Origin of the sequence: Amycolatopsis nigrescens CSC17Ta-90 (genome assembly GCF_000384315.1) — a bacterium.
GTDB lineage: Bacteria > Actinomycetota > Actinomycetes > Mycobacteriales > Pseudonocardiaceae > Amycolatopsis > Amycolatopsis nigrescens.
Genome location: NZ_ARVW01000001.1, coordinates 2,034,223 through 2,048,726 on the forward strand (window position 1 = coordinate 2,034,223; position 14,504 = coordinate 2,048,726).

At 69.3% G+C, this 14,504-nt stretch carries 13 protein-coding genes; 7 read left to right on the forward strand and 6 right to left on the reverse strand.

Features of this window, described 5'->3' with window-relative positions; translation table 11 throughout:
- Positions 1-153: 153 nt before the first annotated feature.
- Both AMYNI_RS50500 and AMYNI_RS0109290 read right to left on the reverse strand, forming a co-directional pair.
- A complete protein-coding gene (locus AMYNI_RS50500) occupies positions 154-285 on the reverse strand; it encodes a hypothetical protein (RefSeq protein WP_020667731.1) in 132 nt (43 codons plus the stop codon).
- Between the two features lie 37 nt (positions 286-322).
- Entirely contained in the window at positions 323-1,774 is a 1,452-nt protein-coding gene (locus tag AMYNI_RS0109290; protein ID WP_020667732.1) for an APC family permease, read from the reverse strand.
- A gap of 219 nt (positions 1,775-1,993) precedes the next feature.
- Between AMYNI_RS0109290 and AMYNI_RS0109295 the strand changes: the two genes are divergently transcribed.
- Positions 1,994-2,569, forward strand: a complete 576-nt coding sequence (locus tag AMYNI_RS0109295; protein WP_020667733.1) for a YbhB/YbcL family Raf kinase inhibitor-like protein — start codon at positions 1,994-1,996, stop codon at positions 2,567-2,569.
- Here the strand turns inward: AMYNI_RS0109295 and AMYNI_RS0109300 are convergent.
- Positions 2,553-2,741, reverse strand: coding sequence for a DUF397 domain-containing protein (locus AMYNI_RS0109300; protein WP_040406732.1), 189 nt, complete (start codon positions 2,739-2,741; stop codon positions 2,553-2,555). The two genes, AMYNI_RS0109295 and AMYNI_RS0109300, sit on opposite strands and share 17 nt — an antisense overlap.
- A gap of 5 nt (positions 2,742-2,746) precedes the next feature.
- Complete coding sequence (locus tag AMYNI_RS0109305; protein ID WP_020667735.1) at positions 2,747-3,592, reverse strand: helix-turn-helix domain-containing protein; 846 nt, start codon at positions 3,590-3,592, stop codon at positions 2,747-2,749.
- A 119-nt stretch (positions 3,593-3,711) separates the two neighbouring features.
- Here AMYNI_RS0109305 and AMYNI_RS0109310 point away from each other — a divergent pair, with 119 nt between their 5' ends.
- Genes AMYNI_RS0109310 through AMYNI_RS0109330 form a run of 5 tightly spaced genes read left to right on the forward strand, consistent with a single transcriptional unit; the run spans position 3,712 to position 9,333 of the window.
- Positions 3,712-5,361, forward strand: coding sequence for a fatty acyl-AMP ligase (locus AMYNI_RS0109310; RefSeq protein WP_020667736.1), 1,650 nt, complete (start codon positions 3,712-3,714; stop codon positions 5,359-5,361).
- A complete protein-coding gene (locus tag AMYNI_RS0109315) occupies positions 5,354-5,617 on the forward strand; it encodes an acyl carrier protein (RefSeq protein ID WP_020667737.1) in 264 nt (87 codons plus the stop codon). The genes AMYNI_RS0109310 and AMYNI_RS0109315 overlap by 8 nt, the downstream gene beginning before the upstream one ends.
- A 1-nt stretch (position 5,618) precedes the next feature.
- Positions 5,619-5,930: a hypothetical protein gene (locus tag AMYNI_RS0109320; RefSeq protein ID WP_020667738.1), complete on the forward strand. Its 312-nt coding sequence runs from the start codon at positions 5,619-5,621 to the stop codon at positions 5,928-5,930.
- Entirely contained in the window at positions 5,930-8,908 is a 2,979-nt protein-coding gene (locus tag AMYNI_RS0109325; protein WP_026360229.1) for a WXG100 family type VII secretion target, read from the forward strand. The genes AMYNI_RS0109320 and AMYNI_RS0109325 overlap by 1 nt, the downstream gene beginning before the upstream one ends.
- Positions 8,909-8,928: 20 nt before the next feature.
- Positions 8,929-9,333 (forward strand): hypothetical protein, encoded by a 405-nt coding sequence (locus tag AMYNI_RS0109330; protein WP_026360230.1) that lies wholly within the window; start codon positions 8,929-8,931, stop codon positions 9,331-9,333.
- Between the two features lie 160 nt (positions 9,334-9,493).
- On the opposite strand, the gene AMYNI_RS0109335 is transcribed toward AMYNI_RS0109330, so the two are convergent.
- Positions 9,494-11,578 (reverse strand): NB-ARC domain-containing protein, encoded by a 2,085-nt coding sequence (locus AMYNI_RS0109335; RefSeq protein ID WP_020667740.1) that lies wholly within the window; start codon positions 11,576-11,578, stop codon positions 9,494-9,496.
- Positions 11,579-11,903: 325 nt separating this feature from the next.
- Between AMYNI_RS0109335 and AMYNI_RS44190 the strand changes: the two genes are divergently transcribed.
- Positions 11,904-13,469: a hypothetical protein gene (locus tag AMYNI_RS44190; RefSeq protein ID WP_020667741.1), complete on the forward strand. Its 1,566-nt coding sequence runs from the start codon at positions 11,904-11,906 to the stop codon at positions 13,467-13,469.
- Here AMYNI_RS44190 and AMYNI_RS0109345 read toward each other — a convergent pair.
- Complete coding sequence (locus AMYNI_RS0109345; RefSeq protein ID WP_020667742.1) at positions 13,466-14,437, reverse strand: helix-turn-helix transcriptional regulator; 972 nt, start codon at positions 14,435-14,437, stop codon at positions 13,466-13,468. The genes AMYNI_RS44190 and AMYNI_RS0109345 overlap by 4 nt on opposite strands.
- Positions 14,438-14,504: the final 67 nt, after the last annotated feature.

Genomic DNA, 14,504 nt, shown 5'->3' on the forward strand with positions numbered 1-14,504 from the left:
CGAATGAGACCGTCGACACATTCGCACAAGTCTCGCGGCAGGCGCGCAGGAAGTCCCCGGCAACGGCTAGCTTCCCCCGCCTCGCCGACCGTTGCCAGTACAAAACGTCACAGATCTTCGGTGATTAATTCCCCGGGATGAGAAAGCGGTCGCTTAGTTCGGCAACGCTTCCGCGCCATGGAGCAGCGACAGAAAACCCATCGCGCCGGTGCGGAAGGCCACGTCGACGGTCATGGTGAGATCTTCCGGCAGGCGGGACCCGACACGGGTTTGGGTCAGGCGCATCGAACCAAGCTACCCGAACCTCAAGAATGGGAATTGGCTACGGTTCCGCCGGGTCGCGTTCCAGGTCGGTTTCCAGTGCCAGGTAGACCGACGGGCGGAATCTGCGCAGCCAGCCGGCGACCAGCAGCCCGGCCAGTGCGACGACCACCAGCAGCCACGGCAGGAGCGGGACGACGCCGTTGCTCGAACCGGCGAGTGTCGGGAAGTTGAGGATCGCCAGCGTCACGATGATCCCGAGCCCCACCGCGCCCAGCCCCGGCGCGAGCAGCGTCCGCACGATCCGGCGGTCGCGGGTCCGACGGAAGTGCACCAGGATCGCCACCGCCGCGAACAGCTGCAGGGTGAGAATGCCGAGCGTGCCGAAGCCGGTCATGCTCGCGGTGAGGTCGGCGACGGGGTCCAGGCCGGCGAGCCAGAACACCAGCGCCACCACCGATCCGAAGGCCAGCTGGGCGATCGAGGCGGATCGCGGCGCACCGTTGCGCGGATGCGTCCGTCCCAGCGGACGCGGCAGCACGCCGACCCGCCCCAGCGCGTACAGGTAGCGGGTGGCCGAGTTGTGCAGCGCCAGCAGCGCCGCGAACAGGCTGACCACCAGTAGCAGCAGCATCAGTTTGGTCAACGGGCCGCCGAGGTACTCCTGGGCGACCGAAAGCACCAGGTCGCCGGTCGAAAGATGCGCCGCGGCCACATCTTGCGCCTGCTCGGCACCGATCGCGCTGACCACGGCCCAGGTGGTGAACGCGGCGAACACACCGATGAAGCCGATGGCGATGTAGGTCGCCCGTGGAATCGTCCGCCTCGGATCCCTGGCCTCTTCGCCGAACAGCGCCGTCGCCTCGAAGCCGATGAAGGCGTTGGCGGCGAACAGCAGCGCCAGCCCGGTCGCGCCCTGGAACAGCACGGACGGACTGAACGCGGCGAACGAGAACCCGTGCCGGAACAGCACGCTGAAATCCATGATCAGCAGGATCGACACCTCGAGGATCAGCGAGACGCCCAGCACCTTCGCGCTGACCGCGATACCTCGGCGGCTGAGCAGGAGCACCAGCACCACCGACAGCGCACTCCAGAAGATCCACTCGAGATCGAGGCCGAAGACGTCCTTGATCGCGGTGGAGGTGAAGAAGCCGCTCGTGCCGATCGCGCCCGCGACGAAACAGTTGTAGCCGAGCATCGCGACGAAACCGGCGATCAGGCCCGGGGTCTTGCCCAGCCCCTTGACCACGAAGGCGTAGAAGCCGCCCGCGCTGGTGAGCACCTTCGACATCTGCGCGTAGCCGACCGCGAACAGCAGCAGGACCACCGTGGCCAGCAGGAAGGCCGCGACCATGCCGCCACCGTTGCCGACCGCGATGCCGATGGCCGCGATCACCACCATCCCGGTCAGCGGGGCGACCGCGGCGAGCACGAGGAAGACGATGCCGGGCACGCCAAGCACGTTCCCGGCGAGCGACGTGCCGTCCCGCGCTGGAACCGGTCGGTTCATCCCACGCTCCCTGGTCCGCTGGTCGACTGCCTGGCCGCAAGTATGGGAGCCGGCCCTGCCCCGCCGTTGCCGCTGCGGGCACACCACTTGTCCGTCAGCGATCAATTCCGCGGAAGATGGAAAAGTGGTATTACCCGGCGGAATCCAGGACGCATACGCTGGTTCCACCACGTGTGCACCGCATTAGTCCCACGGACGGATCAAAATCGGGAGCCTCCAGTGAGAAGCACCAGCATTCTGCTGTCTGCCCTGCTCATCACCTTCGCCGTCAGCGTCTCACCCGCCGTCGCGTCGGCGGCGGACCAGAGCGCGTTCGCGCTGTCCAGCACCGCCTTCGCCAACGGCGGCGTCATCCCCAAGGTCCACGAGTGCACCAGCGGCGGCGGCAACGACCCGGCCAAGAAGAACGAGTCCCCGCCCCTGGCCTGGTCGGACGCTCCGGCCGAGGCCAAGAGCTACGCGATCGTCATGCGCGATCTCGACAACGCCAACCTGATCCACTGGGTCATCTACGACATCCCGGTAAGCGCGACCTCGCTCCCCCAGAACGTCGAGCACGCCTACCAGCCCTCGGTCCCCGCGGGAGCGAGGCAGATCTACTACCGGGGAAGCGCGAGCCTCTACGGCTACCAGGGACCGTGCTCGCCATCGACGGTGAACACCTACGAGTTCGTCGTGCACGCGCTCAACCAGGCGTCGCTGACCAACCTGAACTCCGGCTCGTCGACCCAGACCGCCGCCAGGGCGATCACCGCCGCCTCGATCGGCTCCGCCAGGATCAGCGGCGAGTCGTAGCTTCGCGCCTCAGGAAGGAACGCCAGGAGTGCCGGTCGAACGACAGCACACCGGCTGACGGGCTCTTCGAGTCCCGGACGGCCACCGCTTCCGAGCCCAGGGCCACCTCGACGCAATCGCCGTTGGTACCGCCGCTGTAACTGCTCTTCCGCCACACCAGCCCGGAATCCATCCAGATCACTCCATACGGTCGTACTCGCTTGCCAGGTGTGCAAGCCACTGCCGCGATTGTTCACCGTCCATGGCCGGTACCGCGAGCCTGGCGAGGAGCTGGCGGTACATCGTGACGTCCGCGGACCTGTCGAAGAAGATCCCAGCGCCCTGGCATTCGGCGTAGGCGCTCGACGGGTGGTCCGCGTAGGAGACCACGCGGAACCCGTTGCCGATGACGCTGTACGGACCAGCGGCAGAAGGTACTACTCGAACTTGGACGTGCGGCTGTTCGCTGACTCGCAGGAGGTGCAGAACCTGCTCGTACATCACCACCGGCCCGCCAACCGGGGTTCGCAGGGCATGTTCGTGGATGAACCAGGTGAACTGCGGCGCGTTGTAGCGATGCAAGAGAGGCTGCCTTCGCATCCGCGCGTGCACTCTGAGCGCGATGCCTTCCTCGGGAATAAGTCCTACCAACTCGAAGACCGCTCGTGCGTAGTCCTTCGTCTGCAACAGTCCTGGGACCACCAGCGGCTCGAACTCGAAGATCCCGCTGGCGATACCTTCCTGCACGGTCAGCGAGTGGAGTTCGTCAGGCAAACGCTGGCTGTGCGGGCGGAGCCAGTAGCCGTCATCGGTATCCCTCGCGATCGCCAGTACTTCGTCCAGCTTCTCGCGCAGAACACCGCAACAAGCCACGTACAAGGCGATATCGATCTCGGCCGGGCCGCGTTTTCCATGCTCCAGCCTCGAAACCTTGCTCGGGGACCAGCCGAGCATCTTGGCCAGCTCGTCGCCGGTCAGATCGGCCTCCTCCCGGATACCGCGCAGCGCGATGCCGAGTTCCCTTGTTCTGGTGGTGGACTCCATGGGTGTCATGTCACCACGCTAAAACCGCTGGTCAGCGATTCGGGGATACGACGCGGAGGATTCACCGGAAGAGCGGGGTGGCTTTATCGGGGTGCACGAAATCTTGTAGGTTGCCGGGCATGACCGCGTTGCCGGGGGACGTGCCGGAAGAAGTGCTGCGCACCTCGATCGTCGAGCGGTTGTTCGCCCGCGCGGCCGACCCGCGTCCGCTGTTCACGCACCAGGACCACGGCCATGGTATGGACCACACGGTCAGCTGGGCCGAGTTCGTCACCAGGGTGCGGGAGGTGGCGGGCACCCTGCGCCGGGTCGCGGAGCCGGGTGACCGCGCCGCCGTGCTCACCGGCCAGGATCTGAACTACCCGCTCGCGTTTTTCGGCGCACTCGCTGCCGGCCTGGTGGCGGTGCCGTTGATGGCGCCGGGCAGCCGCGCCCAGCGAGGCCGGCTCGCCGGCGTGCTGGCGGACTGCGACGCGCGGGTCTGGCTGACGTCCTCGGCCGCCGCGGCGAAGACGCGCGAAGCCGGGACGCCCGAACAGCTCGTGGTGGTCGACGAGCTTTCCGGGCCAGGCTCCGATCCACTGCCGGTCACCCCGGAGAGCCCGGCCTACCTCCAGTACACGTCCGGGTCGACCCGGGAGCCCGCCGGCGCGGTGATCCCGCACCGGGCGATCTCCGCCGCCTGCTGGCAGGCCAGCCGCGCCTACGCCGTCGACGAGGGCACGACCTGCGCCGGCTGGATCCCGTTCTTCCACGACATGGGCCTGATCCAGCTGCTGTGCCTGCCGGTCTTCGCCGGCGCGCGGTCGGTGTTCATGGCGCCCGCCGAGTTCGTGCACCGGCCCGCCCGGTGGCTGCGCCAGCTCGCCGATCATCCCGCCGTGTTCACCGCCGCGCCGAACTTCGCGTTCGACCTCGCCGCCGACGCCGCCGAACAGGCAGGGGACGACCTCGACCTGTCCGGCGTGCGAATCGCGCTCAACGGCAGCGAGCCGGTCCGGCCGGGCACGATCGCGCGGTTCCAGGAGGTCTTCGGCCCGCGCGGGTTCCGCCCCGAAGCCCACCGCCCGTCCTACGGCCTGGCCGAGGCGACCGTCTACGTCGCGAGCGCGGGCGCGGAGGGACCGCGGGGTGCGGTGTTCGACCGCGAAGCCCTCGCGCAGGGCCGGGCGATCGAGGTGCCGGACGGCCAGGAGCTCATTTCGGTCGGCCGTCCCCTCGGCCAGCGGGTACGGATCGTCCGCGACGGCGCGGCGCAGCCCGAAGGCCAGGCCGGGGAGATCTGGATCCACGGCCCGAACGTCGCGACCGGTTACTGGGGCCGCGGCGACACCGCCGTGTTCGGCGCCGAGCTGGACGGCGTCCGCGGCTGGCTGCGCACCGGTGACCTCGGCGTCTTCCACCACGGCGACCTCTACATCACCGGCCGGCTCAAGGACCTCATCGTCATCGACGGCCGGAACTTCCACCCGCAGGACATCGAAGCGGTGGCGGGCGAGGCACATCCGGCGGTGCGCCGGGGCCGGGTCGCCGCCTTCGGCGTATCGGACGAGAACGGCGAAGGGGCGGTGGTGGCGGCCGAATGGACCAGCGATGCCGACGCCGACGAAAAAGAGGTCACCAGGGCCGTGCTCCGGGCCGTGTCCCGCGAGTACGACCTCACCCTGCGTTCGGTGCACCTCGTCCCGTCCGGCGAACTTCCGCGCACCTCCAGCGGCAAGATCACCCGGTCGGCCGCTAAGGCACGTTATAGTCGGGCCCGTGGTTGATCACCCCGCCGAGGTCGTGCAGGTCGTCAGCGAAACTTTCCGGCTCGACCCTGCCGGCATCGAGCGCGACGCGCTGCTCGAGGAGCTGGGCATCGACTCCAAAGGGCGGATCAAGCTGCTGTCCGCGCTGGAGATCTACTACGACGTGACCATTGATCTGGACCAGCTGGACCGGTTCACCGACATACGTTCGGTATCCGAGGTGCTCGCCGAAGCGCTCGGCGGCAAGGCCGGCGGATCTGACGAAAGGCTCTGAAGTGAGCGGAGGCTACACCGCGGCGACCGATGCGCTGTCGTCGGCGTCCAAGAACATCGGCAAGCTCAAAGAGCAGCTGGTGGAGGACAATCCGGAGCTGTCGCCAACACCGGTGAAAGCGGCCGGCTTCGGCCAGGCGCACGGCGACCACTCGGGGAAGTACACCGCCGGGGTGGACGCATTGGGCGCCGCGGTCAAGGGCTACAGCGGCGCGCTCGGCGGCTTCGGCACCAAACTCAGTACTGCGGGCGCCAAATACGGCGCCAACGAGGATGAGCAGGGCAACGCCATCGATCAGGCAGGGAAGCAGTAATGGGCACGAAATGGAGCGACGTCAAGGCGGTCCTCGACGACCCGAGCGTGCCTCCCGGCGCGAAAACCGTGCTGATCAGCAGCTGGATGAAGACACATCCGGCCCCGCCGCCGTTCATGTCGGACCAGGAACCGGAAGACATCAAGAAGCTTCGGAAAGAAGCCGAGAAGTACGCGGACTCGTACAACGCCAATCCCTTTGTGGCCACCGACGATGTGGACGGGGCCTATAAAGCCGCAAAGGGTGCCGGTGATCAGGCCAGCTACAACCGGCGCGAAGAGTCGAAGGCCGTCGACAAGGGCAACGAGAAGCTCGACAGCGCCAAGGCGCCCGGCGCCGATGGCGGCGGGACCGAGAAGTCCGACGAGCTGTTCGACGCCGCCGTGCCCGCGCTCAAGGTGTTCGAGACCTTCGGTTCGTTGCTGGCGAAGCTCCCGGACGACTGCCGCGGCACCACTCGCGCGCTCGACTTCGAAAAGGACATCAAGAAGCCGTTCGACCAGCAGCGCGGCATCATCTTCCGGGACTTCGTGGACGACGCCGCCCATTTCAAGACCGGCTCGACCACGGTCGAACGGACCATGAAGGACACCGAATCCCAGCTGAACACCCTGCGCCAGAGCTGGAGCGGCGACGGCGCGGACGCGGCATCGGACGAGTACAACGAACAGATCCTGCCCAAAGCGAAAAAGCTCGCCGAGACCCTCAACAATGCCGGTGAAACGACGCTGAAGACCACCACCACGGTGTTCGAGCTGTGCAAGGGCAAAGCCGACGCGGTCATCGAGCTGCACACGGATCTGGTGGGCCGCGCGGACTTCGCGATGGCGCAGAAGGTCGTCGCGATCGCCAGCGGCGAGAAAAGCGGGGTGGAAGACCTGGCCGAGATCGCGGGCTGGATGGACGTCAACTTCGGCTCCAACCTGGTCGAGACCCTCAACAGCCAGGACGGCTGTTGCGACGACGACGAATACAAGAAGGCCGGCCAGAACCTGGCCAAGCAGTGGGTGCAGAACCAGTTCAACCCGGACATGTGGGACCGGATCTACCAGGGATTCGTCAAGACCTGCGAGGACACCAAAGAACTCGTCGACCAGGCTTACGACGAGCTCGACAAGGTGATGGGCAAGGTCAAGAACGAGTTCGAAGGCGCGGACAAGCCACCCGGCGATGACAAGGGCGGGTCCGGCACCGGCGGCTCGGGCGGTCCCGGCGGCGGCAAGGGTGGTGCCGGCGGCCCGGACATCCCCGACATCAATGCGGACGGCCCCGGCAACGGCGGGGGTGGCCAGGGCGACGGCTCGGGCGGACCTGGCGGCGGCGGTTCAGGCACCGACGGCGAGGGGATCCCCGACGTCAACTCGGACGGGACCGGCGAAGGCCAGGGCGGACCCGGCGACGGCAAAGGTGGACCCGGCGGCGGCCCGGAGATCCCCGGCGGTGGCTCAGGCGCACCAGGTGGTGGTCCAGGTGGTCCCGCTGATGGGAAGGGCGCTGACGGAAAGGGCGGCGGTGGCGGCCCGGTTCCCCCGGTCCCGGACGTGTCCTCGCCATCAGGCGGCGGGCCCGGCGGGGGCTCCGGGCCGGATTCGAGCAAGGGTGACACCGCGCCATCGGGCTCGGCTCCGCCGCCGTCCTCCGGCGATCAGGAAGCAGCGGCCGAGGCGGCGAAGAAGCAGGAAGCGGCCGCTGCCGCCGAAGAGGCGAAGAAGAAGGCCGCCGAAGCGCTGGGGAAGTCCGGCGGCGGCTCGGGCCCCGGCGGCGAGAGTCTCGGCGGCGGTTCGGGTCCCGGTGGCAGCCCTGGTGGCGGTTCGGGTCCCGGTGGCGGCACCGGGTCGGAGGGCGGCGACGGCAAGGCGGCCGCCGAGAAGGCCGCCGAAGACGCAAAGAAGCAGGAAGCGGCGGCCGCCGCGGAAGAGGCGAAGAAGAAGGCGTCCGAGGCGCTGGGCAAGATCGGCGGCGAGTTGCCCGGCCAAGACGGCGACAAGCCGGCCGGCGACAAACCCGGTGAAGGCGGCGACAAACCCGGCCAGGACAACGACAAGCAGGGCAGCGACCACAAGCCCGGCGAAGACGGCAAGGACGGCGACTCCAAGGACGACGAACGCGAAGTCCTCAAAGTCAAGCAGGGCGACAAGAGCTTCGAGATGTCCGAGCCGGACCAGGACGGCAAGATGGACATCAAGGTCGGTGACGGTTCCGGACCCGCCAAGGAGTTCAAGCTCGACTGGCCCGAAGACGGGGAAAAGCCAGGGGCGGACGACGGGAAGCCGGGCGAGGACGGTGTCCACCGCCCCGGCCCGGACGGCAAGATCCACGTCCAGGACGGCGACCTGAAGATCACCGCCGAACGACCCGACGGCCCGAACGGCCCGACGGTCGTCACCGTCGACGACGGCACCGGCAAGCCGACCACCTACACCCTCGGCGAGGAAGACTCCGACGGGGACAAGAAATCCGACGGCGACAAGGGCTCCCACGAGGACAAGCCGTCGCCGGCCTCCCGCCCTTCCGGAACGGAACACCAAGAGCCTCGTCCCGCCCTCACCCCGCACCTCACCGAAAGTGACAGCGGCGGCAACGGCGGCGGTGGCCACGGCGGCGGTGGCGGCGGCCCAGCGGTCGCAGCGCCCTTCGGCGACGCGACCGCGATGCCGAGCGATACGCCGGCATCGCTGGCCGATGGCGCCCACAGCGGGACGGGGGCGCACCAGCCGCAGCCCGCGTCCTCGGCGTTCGCGCCCGCGGCCACGACGGCGGGCGGGGCCCCTGGGCAGCCGGTCGGTGGTGGCGCGATGCCACCGATGGGCGGCATGGGCGGCGGTGGCGGCGGCGCGAACGGCGGCGGCGATCAGGAGCGCACCAACCGGGCATACCGGATCGAGGGCGAAGTGTTCGATCAGGTCAACGCGCCCACCGGCCGGATCACCGGTTCCCTACTGGACGACGAGGAGCTGCCGGTCACCCGCAAGCGGTGAGCCACGGCACGGGAGAGCGTATGAGCGACGATGACAGCTCCGGCATGAAGACGAACCTGGACGGCCTCGTCCGCGAGCAGACAGACCGCCGGGCCATGCGGGAACAGCGGGGCAAGGAGATCAAGGCCCGCGCCCAGGAGTACATGACCAAACAGGTCCAGACCGCCCAGCGTTACGTCGAGCACCGCCGCGAACTGGGGCAGCGCAAGACGAAGTCGGGCTGGAGCACCGACCGGTCGCAGGCGGAGCCGGCGCCGCCGCCGACGTTCGAGGAACCAGCGCCCCTCCCCGGCGGGGACGCCCCGTTCGCCCCGGCGGGGCCTGCCCACGCGACGCCGGATGCTCCTCGCCGTGCTCGTCGTCCTCGCCCGGCTGAGATGGACGACGAAGACGACGCCTTCCTCAACAACCGCTGGCGCGATTGACCTTCGGCTCTTCGGGCGCTCTGCCTCAGGGAGAAGCGTGAGGAGCCCGGTGAGCTGCTGAGAGCTTTCCGACCGCCGGCGGCGGGCGCAGCAGGATGGCGTCGGCGGTCGCGATGGCCTGGTGCCCGGCGGCCGTGAGCATGACCAGCTTGCGGCGGCGCTAGTGGAGGTCTTCGTCCTCGCGCAGGCCGGCGAGGATGCGGGCCGCCTTCGGGCTGCCCATCCGCTCGTAGATCGCCGCCGCCTGGTGCCGGTAGGTCCTGGCCTGCTGGTGGTCGCCGGTGCGTTCGGCGACCGTCGCCCGGTGTTTGGCGATATCGGCCTGCAGGGCCGTGAGGTCCTGCTCGGTGGCACGGTCGTTGGCGTCAGCGAGCACTCGTCCGGCGTCGGCCAGGTCGCCAGCGTCGAGGTGCGTTCGCGCGGTGTCGAGCAGGATTCTCGGCACCAGGCTCGGTTCACCCGCCGCCTCGGCCAGACCTCGTGCGCCGGCGAAGGTCGCTATCGCTTCGTCGACCTCGCCGAGGGCGGCGAGCGCGCGCCCGACGAACGAGGTCTGCATCGCGGTACCGCGGCCGGTACCGAGACGGATGTTGATATCGAGTGCCGCGCGGAACCACTCGAGCGCGGCGGCGGGGTTTCGCTCGCGCAGCGCGAGATTGCCGGTGAAGTCGAAAGTGGACGCTTGCAGCCGGTCGTCACATCGAGCGGCGAGTTCCCTGGCGCGGTCCAGTTCCGCTCCCGCCTCCGGATAGCGGCCCCACTCCTGGTACGCCTTGCCGAGCAGGCAGCGGCACCGCGCCTCGGCGGCGGGATTTTCGGCCAGCTCCGCGGAGGTTACCGCGAGCTGCGCGGCACGAACCCAGAGGTCGAGTGGCCGTCGGGCGTCGAGGAAGGCGAACAGAGCCTCGAACAGCTGCCATACCCGGTCGTGCCAGGCTCGCGCGGCGGCGGCCTCCATCGCCGCCAGGATGTTGGCCAGCTCCCGGTCGAACCAGTCCAGCGCGGCGCGCCGGTCCAGCGGCACAGGATCGGTGCCCAGCAAGCGAACCGGGTCGGCGATGCGCAGCCGTTGTGTCCCGGTGGCGGCGACGTCGGCGGCCGTGGCGCCGAGCAGCCACCAGTCGACCGCACGGGCCAGCATCGAGATCCGCAGGTCTTCGGAGTCCTCCTCCTCGGCAACGCGCAAGGCGTGCCCCCGGACCAGACGGTGCATTCCGTACGTCCCGTCCGGCAGTTCGTCGAGCAACCCGCTCAGGCACAGTTGGTCGAGATCGGCGCTGACCTCGGTCACCGGGCGGCCCCGCACGGCGGCGAGCACCTCGGCCCCGAAATGCGCACCGACCAGCACACCGAGTGCCCGGTAGAGCGACCGCAGCCGGTCCGGCAGGGCGTGGTAGACGGTGTCGAACACGGTGAGCATCCGGTCGAGAACTCCGCTGCCCGCGCCGGCACGCAGCTCGCTGGTCAACCGGCCCACGCTGCGGTTGGGACGGACCGCGAGATACGCCCCCGCGACCCGCAGCGCGAACGGCAAGCCCCCGCACAGCTCGACCAACGTCGCACTGTCCTTTTTGGACTTACCAACCCTGTCGTCCTGGCACATACCGCTGAGCAGCGCGATACCGTCCTCGATGGTCAGCGGATCCAGCGTCACCGGCACGGCGCCGTGCACCACCAGCTCTTCCAGCGCCCTGTTCCCGGCGACCAGCACCATGGCCGCACCGGAGTTCGGCAACAGCGCGTTCACCTGCGCCGCCTCGGTCACATCGTCGAGCACGACCATGATCCGGGATTTCTTCGTCAGCGACCGGTACAGATCAACCCGCGGTTCGAAGCCTGCCGGGACCAGCGCCTCCGGCACCCTCAGCCCGGCCAGCACCCGTCCCAGCGCGGCGGCAGGTGAATCTCCTTCCGGCCCGAACGCGGCGTGCAGCACGCCATCGGGGAACAGCCCGGCCAGTTCCGCGGCCGCCATGCGCAGCAGCGCGGTCTTCCCGACACCCGGGGTACGCCCCACCACCACGACGACCGGGCTTTTCCTGGACGGATCGGTCAGTTCCGCCAGCTCGCGCAGCAGCCTGCGCTGCTCGTTGCGATCCACAAAGCCTTCCGGCGGCGGTTGGACCTGCGCCGGCACCACCGGCGGCAGCTCAGGCGCGGCGAAGGTGACCGTCCCGATGCTCCCGGCCTGCACCACCTGCACGGCGGATCCGGAGAACTCATTGCGCGGCCCCGCACCGACCATCCGGCGTTTCCCCTCCCACGGCTCACATGGCGGCTGTAGCGGTCACGGTACTCGAAGTAACGGAAGACATGGCCCGTTCCACCGGCCCGTTGCTACCGTGATGATCGACAATCAACCCGATCGCGCGGGAGGTGACACCTTGTCAGAAGCCGTCCTTACCCCGATCGGTACCACCACGACCGCGCCTTCCGGCCATGGCGGTCACCCGCACCTGTGGTAGGCAATCGGAGCCGGGAGCCGGGAGCCGGGAGCCGGGAGCCGGGAGCCGGGAGCCGGGAGCCGGGAGCCGCGATGGGGCACGGTCCAGCCGGCTCGTCAGGTACTGATGGTCGCCAGGACACCGGCCGCGGTCAGCCGGCTGTGGGACGTGCTCCCGCTGGTGAGCGAAGATCCCCGAATTCAGGTCACCTTCGCGGTCGACCACGGTTCGGTGTTCTCCCCCGCGGTGGACACTCGCCTTCGCGAAGCGGGTGCCTTGATCCTGCCCTGGACCGATGCCGTGCACGTCCCCTTCGACCTGGCCGTCGCCGCCAGCGACAACGGCGGCCTGCACCAGCTCCGCGCTCCCTTGCTGCTCCTGCCGCACGGTGCCGGCTACCACCGCTACTCCGCGGCCGAGCCCGGCGCCATCTCGGGAGTGCGCCGCTCCACGCTGATCCATGACGGCAGTCCCGTCCCGCACACGCTGGTGGTCGCCCATCCCGGTCAGGTCGAGCGGGTCCGGCAGGTCGACTCCACGCTGGCGGACCGCACGCTGGTCGCGGGCGACCCCTGCCTGGACCGGATCACCGCGAGCAGGCCGCAACGGCGGCGGTACCGGCGGGCATTCGCCGCGGAGTCCCGGGTTCTGGTGGTGCTCTGCTCGACCTGGGGCCCGCAGTCGCTGTTCGGCCGACTCCCCGACCTCCCCCGCCGGGTAACGGCCGCACTGCCGGTCGACGAGTACCGCGTCGCACTGGTCCTGCATCCCAATGTCTGGCAGCACCACGGTTCTCTGCAGGTGCGGTCCTGGTTGCGGACGGCGGTCGACGCCGGCCTGGCGGTCATCCCACCGGAAGAGGGGTGGCGGGCCGCGCTCGTGGCCGCCGATCTGGTGATCTCCGATCACGGGTCCCTGACCTGCTACGCCGTCGCAGCGTCGACACCGACGCTGATCGCCGCCGACGGTGGTCCGGAAGTCGTGCCGGACTCGCCGCTGCGGCTCTTGCTCCAACGTCTCCCCGCGCTCCGCCACGGAGAGCCGTTTGACGAACAGGTCGACGCCGCCGTGGCCCGAGGCGCGGTCGCCCGAGATGTCGTGGACGGAATGTTCGCCGAACAGGGCGCGGCCGCGAAGGCACTTCGCGAACGGATGTACCGGATCCTGGAACTGGCCGAGCCCCCGTGGCGAGCACCTACGTACGCCGTACCGGTTCCGGCACCGGCGATCCCCCGCCCTGAAGCTCTCCAGGTCGCCGTCAGGACGGCCGTGCACCAAGCCGACCGGCTCGTGCTCACCCTGGAACGACGACCGGCCACCTGGGAGGACTGGCCAGAAGCCGATCACCTGACCGTATGCGAAGCGATTCTCGAACCGGGTCTGCTCGAACGGGCCTCCGTGATCTGGAACGACGACACCTACGACACCGCGGAGTCCGCTCAGCAATGGGCACGCACAGTTCTCCGCGCTTACCCCGGGGCCAGGGTCGCGATCACCGGAACGACCGAAGGCACCTTGATCGCGAGCATCCGGGGTGCTGGATACGTGACCGCACAAGGCATTTCACCCCGCTGCGTCGCGGGATCGGCCATCTACCGGTGGTCCCTCCTGCCCGGCAAGGTAAAACCGACGACCATTCAAGTGGGCACCAGAACACTTCGGCTCGAACACTTCGCCCCACAGCACGGCTAGGGCTCGGCGGTCGCAGCCTGCCGGCGCGAGCTGGACGCGAGGGCGCGTTGGGCGATCTCGCGGAGGTGGGTGCTGACTTCGGGTGGGCCGATGAGGGTGTAGGGCATGGTCAGCTGGGTGAGCCGGTAGGCAAGGTAGCGCGGGGAATCCGGTGAGGTCCGCAGGCGGCAGGTGTGCGCGTCGACCGGGGTGAGGGTGCCCTGCCAGGCGGGGATGTGGGCGTGGTCGAGGGGGACGTGGAGCAGGACCTCGGCGCGGACGGTGGCGCCACGGGAGGCGGTCAGGGAGTCCAGCAGCTGAGCGGCGGCGTCCAGGTCGCGGCCGGGGAAGCGGAGGCCGGTGCGGTGGACGCCGGTGATGCGGTCCAGGCGGAAGCTGCGCCAGTCGTCGCGATCGAGGTCGTGAGCGATGAGGTACCAGCGGCGGCCGGCGGCGACGAGCTGGTGGGGTTCGACCAGGCGGCGGCTGGTGGAGCCGTCGGCTTTGGTGTGGGCGAAGCGGGTCTTCTCGCGCGCGACGCAGGCGACGGCCAGGGTGGCGAGCGTGTCGGGGTCGGTGGTGGGCCCGTCGGCGAGAGGCAGCGTGATGGCGGCTTCGGCGAGTGCCGCCACGCGGGAGCGCAGTCGCGCCGGCAGGACCTGCTCGACCTTGGCCAGAGCGCGCACGGCCGTGTCGGCGATGCCGGTGACCGGGGCGGCGGTGGCGGTGCGCAGGCCCACGGCGATGGCGACGGCCTCGTCGTCGTCCAGCAGCAGGGGCGGCATGGCGGCACCCGCGGCCATGCGGTAGCCGCCGGTGTTGCCCTGGGTGGCGTGCACGGGGTAGCCGAGTTCGCGCAGCCGGTCGATGTCGCGGCGGATGGTGCGTGGGGTGACGCCGAGCCGGTCGGCCAGCTCGGTGCCGGACCACTCGCGCGGGGTCTGCAGCAGGGACAGCAACTGCAGGAGCCGTCTGGATGGATCACGCATGAATTCAGTGTGGCGCATCACTAGGACGTTCGATGACCTAGTGGGTCCCTATCGTCGAGGAAGTCAC